Origin of the sequence: Pantoea dispersa, assembly GCF_014155765.1 — a bacterium.
In the GTDB taxonomy this organism is placed as follows: domain Bacteria; phylum Pseudomonadota; class Gammaproteobacteria; order Enterobacterales; family Enterobacteriaceae; genus Pantoea; species Pantoea dispersa.
The window spans coordinates 703,811-710,164 of sequence record NZ_SCKT01000002.1; the positions used below are offsets into that span (position 1 = coordinate 703,811).

Sequence of the window (6,354 nt, forward strand, 5' to 3'; positions counted from 1 at the left end):
TATGCAAGCTTTCACTACCATCACCGGCAAGCTGGCACCGCTGCCGGCTGCTAACATCGATACCGATGTGATTATGCCCAAGCAGTTTCTCAAAGGCATTGACCGGCAGGGGCTGGATCGCGGCGTGTTCTTTGACCTGCGCTTTCTGGCCGACGGTGCGCCAAACCCTGATTTCATCCTTAATCAGCCGGGCTGGCAGAACGCGACGTTTTTGCTGGTCGGCGCCAATTTTGGCTGCGGCTCCAGCCGCGAACATGCGGTGTGGGGGCTGAATCAGTTGGGCATCCGCGCGATTATCGGCACCAGCTTCGCCGGCATTTTTGACGACAACTGCCAGCGTAACGGTGTGCTGACGCTGAGCCTGAGCGAGGCTGATTACCAGCGTCTGAGTGCGGTGGCCGCCGATGCGCAGCGCAACACCATCAGCGTGTCGCTGGATCAGCAAACCATTCAGTTCGCGGATGAGGTGATTCACTTTACGGTCAGTGCCCTGAAGCGCGAGATGCTGATCGGTGGCGGCAGCGCGGTAGACTGGACGCTGCAATATGAAGCAGATATCCGCCAGTTTGAAGCGCAGCACTTTGCGCAGCGTCCGTGGCTGCAGCGCACCAGGGAGCAACCATGAGTAAGATTATCGACCGCGGCCCGTCGCCGTTTATCGCCGGTTTTACCCTGCAGGATGTGACGCTGGATAATGGCGTTACGCTACGCGTGGCCAGCGGCGGCAAGGGCACGCCTTTGCTGATGCTGCACGGCCATCCGCAAAATCATCTGGCCTGGCGTAAAATCGCACCGCAGCTGGCGCAGTATTATCAGGTGATCCTGCCGGATTTGCGCGGCTACGGTGACAGCGACAAGCCCGCCAGTGACGCTGAACATCTGCCGTATGCCAAACGCAGCATGGCGCAGGATATCAGCCAGCTGATCGACGCGCTCGGCCTGCAGCGCGTGGCGTTTGTCGGCCACGATCGCGGCGGGCGCGTCGGGCACCGGCTGGCGCTCGATCACCCGGAGAAAGTCAGCTGCTGCGTGTTTGTCGATATCGCACCCACTGCCACCATGTACGCGCTGACCGATCAGGCGTTCGCCACGCGCTATTTCTGGTGGTTCTTCCTGATTCAGCCGCACCCGCTGCCGGAGACCATGATTGGTCACGATCCGGCGTTCTTTTTGCGTAAACACATTGATGGCCAGCTGAAAACGCCGGGCGCGACCGAAGCGGCGGTGTTTGAAGATTATCTGCGCTGCTATCGGGATCCGGCGATGATCCACGCGGTATGTGAAGATTATCGCGCCGCCGCCAGCATCGATTTGCAACACGATGCCGCTGACAGCGACCGGCGCATTGCCTGCCCGCTGTTACTGTTGTGGGGCGAAAAGGGCACGGTCGGTCAGCTGTATGATGTGGTGCACACCTGGCAGGACAAGGCGCTGCAGGTGCAGGGCGAGGCGTTACCGTGCGGCCATTCACCGCAGGAAGAGGTGCCAGAGCGGTTTCTGCACTCGCTTCAGCGCTTCCTGGGATCTGTGTTATAACCACGTGGCGTTCACTCACCATGTGCTGTTATGAAAATACTGCTTGCCGGAAAAAGTTATCAGAAGCCGTTACAGGGTTGGCCGTCGATTGAAGACCTGTACGTGTTTATCAGCGTGGCGCGGCATGACGGTTTCGGCCGCGCGGCGATTGAGCTGGGTCAGTCACCGTCTTACATCAGTAAACGCATCGCCATTCTGGAAAAACAGCTGGAGACGCGGCTGTTTTTCCGCACTAACCGCGTGATGCGCCTGACGCCGGAAGGTGAAAAAGCGCTGGAGGGCGCGCTGCAGGTAGTGCAGGAAATGGATGGCTTTCTCAATAATTTCCGTCAGTGGCGCGGCGAGCTGACCGGGGAAATTACCGTCGGCTGCTCGTTTGGTTTCGGTCAGGACTATTTATCGGATGCGGTTTCGGCATTTATTCACCAGCATCCGTCGCTGAATATTAAACTGATGCTAAGCGATCGGGCATTCGACCTGCTACAGAGCGGCACGGATGTGGAAATCTGCGTTGGCGACGATCTCAATCCTTCCTATATTGCCCGCCGGCTGATTGCTAACCGGCGCATTTTATGTGCCGCGCCGGCGTATTTATCCCGCGCCGGTATGCCAGCCTCGCTGGATGCGTTAATTCATCACAGCTGTCTGATCATTAATGAACGCGATAATTCATTTGGTAACTGGGCATTGACCAATGGCGAGCAGCAGGTGTTGTGTCGCCTGAACAGCCATTACTCTTCCAATAGCGGCAAGGTGATTCTGCACTGGGCGTTGCAGGGGCATGGTATTGCGCTGCGTTCAGCGTGGGATGTGGCGCCCTATCTGGCGACGGGCGAGCTGGTGGCGGTATTACCGCAGTGGTATCAGGAAGCCAATATCTGGGCGGTGTATACGCAACGCGCCGCAGAATCGCAGCGTATTAAAGTTTTTCTCGATTTTCTCGCCGCCTATTTTAATGAAAAAAGCCTGCCGGAAATGACGGGCAGGCCATAAACAGAAAAACGCGTTAATCCCGGCATCAGCCGTAAGCCACTTTGTCATTGATGTGATACAGCGTGGCAGTGGCGGCCATCACGTGCTGGCCGTCGTGGCCCGGCTCATGTGATTCAACGTCGGTGATGTGATAACCGACGGCTCCGGCCGCCTGGGCTTTTTTCACAATGGCGTCTGTTAACTCTTCCATTGATGTGGCCCAGCTTACAGTAGTTACACCCGCCGGATGGATTGAAGATAATTCGCGGTGCGTCAAATCGGCGCGAATTAAAACCGGTTTAACATTTTGCGGCGTAAAAATGGAAATCACATCGTTAATTAACGCTTTCATGGTCTTACTCCTCAAAAATAACAACAGAGCCGGAAGTGAATTAACCGATCCTGAGATCGTTGTTTATTGGTTTATACATTCCGGCAAAGCGCACGGTGAATGATCATGCCGGTAGGGTTAATAAACACCTTTTGAGGTTATGCGTTTTAGCTTTAATTGCTAATCAGATGTTAAGAAAAGTTCCGCCACAACTCCGGTAATGTTTCGCTACTATTTTTTCATCTGCTTACATTTACCGCGCAGAATAAAAGGCGGGAGGAGAGGCCATCCGTGGCCTGAGGTTTAAAATTCGCGCTGACCGCCCAACTCAATCACCCGGTTGGGCGGAATATGAAACTGCTCATGGGCACGTAATGCATTGCGCTGGCAGAAGTGAAAAATTCCGCCGCGAATGCGCGCCAGACCGCGACGTTTCTTCATCACCAGCGTATCGTGAGCGGTAAAAAATGACGCTTCATTCACCGTGCAGCCAAAACCTTCCAGTCCGCACAGATGCAGAATCTCCGCCATCGACGGCACTTCACGCCAGCCGTAGGCGGCAGTGACCTGCCAGAACGACGGCGACAATTGCGTAATGCTGATGCGCTGCTGATTATAGACGCGCGGCGTGTCGGTGGTGCGGATATGCAACAGCACCACGCGGCGGTGCAGCACGCGGTTATGCTTGAGGTTGTGCAACAGCGCCTGGGGAATTTCAAACTCCTTACGCGCGAGGAAGATGGCGGTGCCCTCGACGCGGTTCGGCGGATTGCTCTCCAGCGATTTCACCAGCGCCAGTAAACCGTCCTGATCGTTATTCAAACGGCGAATCAGGCGGTTACGCTCGCTGCTCCAGATCAGCATCAATCCCATCATGGTCAGCGCCAGCAGCACCGGTACCCAGCCGCCGGACAGCAGTTTCATCAGGTTGGCGATGAACAGCGGCACGTCGACCACCAGCATACACAGCAGGAATAACAGCGCCAGCGGCAGCGGCCAGCGCCAGTTACGCAGCGCCACCACGCCCGCCAGACAGGCGGTGATCACCATGGTGCCGGTCACCACGATGCCGTACGCCGAGGACAACGCCGACGACTGACGGAAAGCCAGCACAATCAGCATCACGGCGGTGAAGAGCAGCCAGTTAACCACCGGAATGTAAATCTGCCCGGACTCGGTATGCGAAGTAAAAATGATGCGCATCGGCGGTAAAAAGCCCTGGCGAATGGCCTGATGCGTCAGGGTATAGACGCCGGAAATCACCGCCTGCGCCGCGATGACCGTGGCCAGCGTTGACAGCACAATGAGTGGAATCTGCGCCCAGCCGGGAGCCAGATTAAAGAACGGATTGTTCAGCGCCTGCGCATCGGCGATCACCAGCGCGCCCTGGCCGAAGTAATTCAGTATCAGCGCCGGCATGGCAATCACCAGCCAGGCGAGACGAATCGGCGCTTTGCCCAGGTGGCCCATGTCGGCATACAGCGCTTCCGCGCCGGTCACCGCCAGCACCACCATGCCCATCGCCGCGAGCGAGAGCGCTTTGTGGCTGAGCAGGAAGGTCAGCGCATAGGACGGACTGAGCGCGTGCAGCACTTCCGGATTGAGCAGAATACCGCGAATGCCGAGCGCGCCGATGGCCACAAACCAGACAAACATCACCGGGCCAAACACCCGGCTGACCTTTTCTGTGCCGTGTTTCTGGATAATGAACAGCAGTGCGAGAATGGTGAGCGCCAGCGGCACCACATATTTTTCCAGCCCGGGCGAGACCACCTGAATCCCTTCTATGGCCGACAGCACCGATATGGCCGGGGTGATCACGCCATCACCGTAGAAAAATGCTCCGCCAATCAGACCGGCCAGCACGATGATATGACCGGCTTTGCGGCCAACGTTGCGGCGAGCCAGCGACATCAGGGTGAGAATGCCGCCTTCGCCGTCGTGGTCGGCGCGCATCACGAAGCAGACATATTTAAACGTGACGATGAGCGTCAGCGCCCAGAAGATCAGCGACAGAAAGCCCATCACCGCCAGCGCCGACGGCGCGCCGTCCGGCAAAATCGACAGACATTCTTTCAGTGTATACAGCGGGCTGGTACCGATATCACCAAACACGATGCCGGCGGCGGCCAGCATGCCAGCAGGCAGAGACTGTTTCTCTGATTGACTCATACATTTCCTGTTTTTTCAGGGAGAAAGGGCGAGCGCCATCAACCGCACTGGCGTGTCGCAATCACCCACTTTTATGCTGGCGAAGATAGCGTTTCAGCGGCGTAATCGGTAGGGGTTGGCGTTTTTTTGTACGCGATTTTTATACCAATCGGCCAAATTTTTACGCCATTTTTACACCGCTGCGGCTTTTTCAACCTGAAGTGTAGACGATTCAGACAGCAGCAGAAGCGGGCTGGCTGGCAGAAAATGGGATAGGTAGCGGAGGCGTTGCGGTGGTGGGACAGGTCCAGGTGCGCATGAATGCGCACCCTACAATATTGTGGTGGGTTCGCGATTAATGATGACCGCGATTGATGTAGGGTCGCCATTTATAGCGACCGTAATTGCCGCAGGTTCGCGATTAATGATGACCGCGATTGATGTAAGGTCGCCATTTATGGCGACCGTAATTGCCGCGGGTTCGCGATTAATGATGACCGCGATTGATGTAGGGTCGCCATTTATGGCGACCGTAATTGCCGCGGGTTCGCGATTAATGATGACCGCGATTGTTGTAGGGTCGCCATTTAGGTACGACCGGGCACATGGGTAACAGATCAGACCGGGCACACAGGTAACACTTTTGTGGTCAGTCGATCCGGATAATACGCTTTTCTGCCCGGTCATAATACGCAAGGATGAGCCTGTCGAAGAGGATGACGTCAATGCCGTCGTCCACTTCCAGGAACCGCACGTATTCCCCCCGTAACGCCGCGCTCAGGAAGGTTCGCCCGTTCAGCCTCAGGTCGCCTTTTTCACCGACTTTGTACAGCTTCGCCCCCTCCGGATAGCCCACCTCCGGCACTTTTCCGTCCCATCTTCGCGGTGAAGGCGTCCATATTTTCGCGGGCGGCTGCTGCCCGTGCGCCTCATGCGGCTTTTCCTGATTGAACTCGTTCCGCCATCCGCTGCACCACGCCTGCTGCTCCGGCAGCGAGCCAAAGACGTCGTGGTGGCTCATGGCGACCTTCAGCGACCGGTGCATCCGCTCGTGGCGGGCGTTCTGCCCCGGACAGCCCGGCGCGGTTCTTTCCGGCTGTATCCCCGGCTTTATCAGCCACACGCTCAGCTGCGTCAGCGCGAGAATGCCCGGCGCAACGAAGGGCGAGCCGTTGTCGGTGCGGATAACGTCGGGCAGCCCGCCTTCCAGGAAGGCCCTTTCCATGCAGCCGCGCACGAACACCGTGGTCTCCGACGTGCCCGGCTCGCAGGACAGCAGGTAGCGGCTGTGGTTATCGGTAAGCGTGAAGGGGCGGCACCAGCTGCCGTCTTTCAGGCGGAAGCGCCCTTTAAAATCAGCGCTC

At 57.2% G+C, this 6,354-nt stretch carries 6 protein-coding genes; 3 read left to right on the forward strand and 3 right to left on the reverse strand.

What is annotated here, in order from left to right:
- Position 1 precedes the first annotated feature (1 nt).
- Genes leuD through H7K56_RS10055 form a run of 3 tightly spaced genes read left to right on the forward strand, consistent with a single transcriptional unit; the run spans position 2 to position 2,529 of the window.
- Positions 2 to 625 carry a 3-isopropylmalate dehydratase small subunit gene (leuD, locus tag H7K56_RS10045; protein WP_058781436.1) on the forward strand — a complete coding sequence of 208 codons (624 nt, stop codon included), beginning with the start codon at positions 2 to 4 and terminating at the stop codon, positions 623 to 625.
- Positions 622 to 1,536: an alpha/beta fold hydrolase gene (locus H7K56_RS10050; RefSeq protein ID WP_059012851.1), complete on the forward strand. Its 915-nt coding sequence runs from the start codon at positions 622 to 624 to the stop codon at positions 1,534 to 1,536. The genes leuD and H7K56_RS10050 overlap by 4 nt, the downstream gene beginning before the upstream one ends.
- Before the next feature lie 30 nt (positions 1,537 to 1,566).
- Positions 1,567 to 2,529, forward strand: coding sequence for a LysR family transcriptional regulator (locus H7K56_RS10055; protein WP_021509484.1), 963 nt, complete (start codon positions 1,567 to 1,569; stop codon positions 2,527 to 2,529).
- Between the two features lie 25 nt (positions 2,530 to 2,554).
- Here the strand turns inward: H7K56_RS10055 and H7K56_RS10060 are convergent, their stop codons facing one another.
- From H7K56_RS10060 to H7K56_RS10070, 3 genes are all read right to left on the reverse strand, one after another.
- Positions 2,555 to 2,860, reverse strand: a complete 306-nt coding sequence (locus H7K56_RS10060) for a YdgH/BhsA/McbA family protein (RefSeq protein ID WP_058770126.1) — start codon at positions 2,858 to 2,860, stop codon at positions 2,555 to 2,557.
- Between the two features lie 282 nt (positions 2,861 to 3,142).
- The gene (gene kup, locus H7K56_RS10065; RefSeq protein ID WP_150360237.1) at positions 3,143 to 5,011 is read right to left on the reverse strand and encodes a low affinity potassium transporter Kup; all 1,869 of its coding nucleotides are present in this window, start codon (positions 5,009 to 5,011) and stop codon (positions 3,143 to 3,145) included.
- A gap of 628 nt (positions 5,012 to 5,639) precedes the next feature.
- On the reverse strand, positions 5,640 to 6,354 hold a 715-nt coding region (locus tag H7K56_RS10070; RefSeq protein WP_182688995.1), incomplete at its 5' end, for an integrase core domain-containing protein.

Coding starts and splice junctions, on each gene's coding strand:
- leuD (WP_058781436.1), top strand. CDS start 2: ATGCAAGCTTTCACTACCATCACCGGCAAGCTGGCACCGCTGCCGGCT.
- H7K56_RS10050 (WP_059012851.1), top strand. CDS start 622: ATGAGTAAGATTATCGACCGCGGCCCGTCGCCGTTTATCGCCGGTTTT.
- H7K56_RS10055 (WP_021509484.1), top strand. CDS start 1,567: ATGAAAATACTGCTTGCCGGAAAAAGTTATCAGAAGCCGTTACAGGGT.
- H7K56_RS10060 (WP_058770126.1), bottom strand. CDS start 2,860: ATGAAAGCGTTAATTAACGATGTGATTTCCATTTTTACGCCGCAAAAT.
- kup (WP_150360237.1), bottom strand. CDS start 5,011: ATGAGTCAATCAGAGAAACAGTCTCTGCCTGCTGGCATGCTGGCCGCC.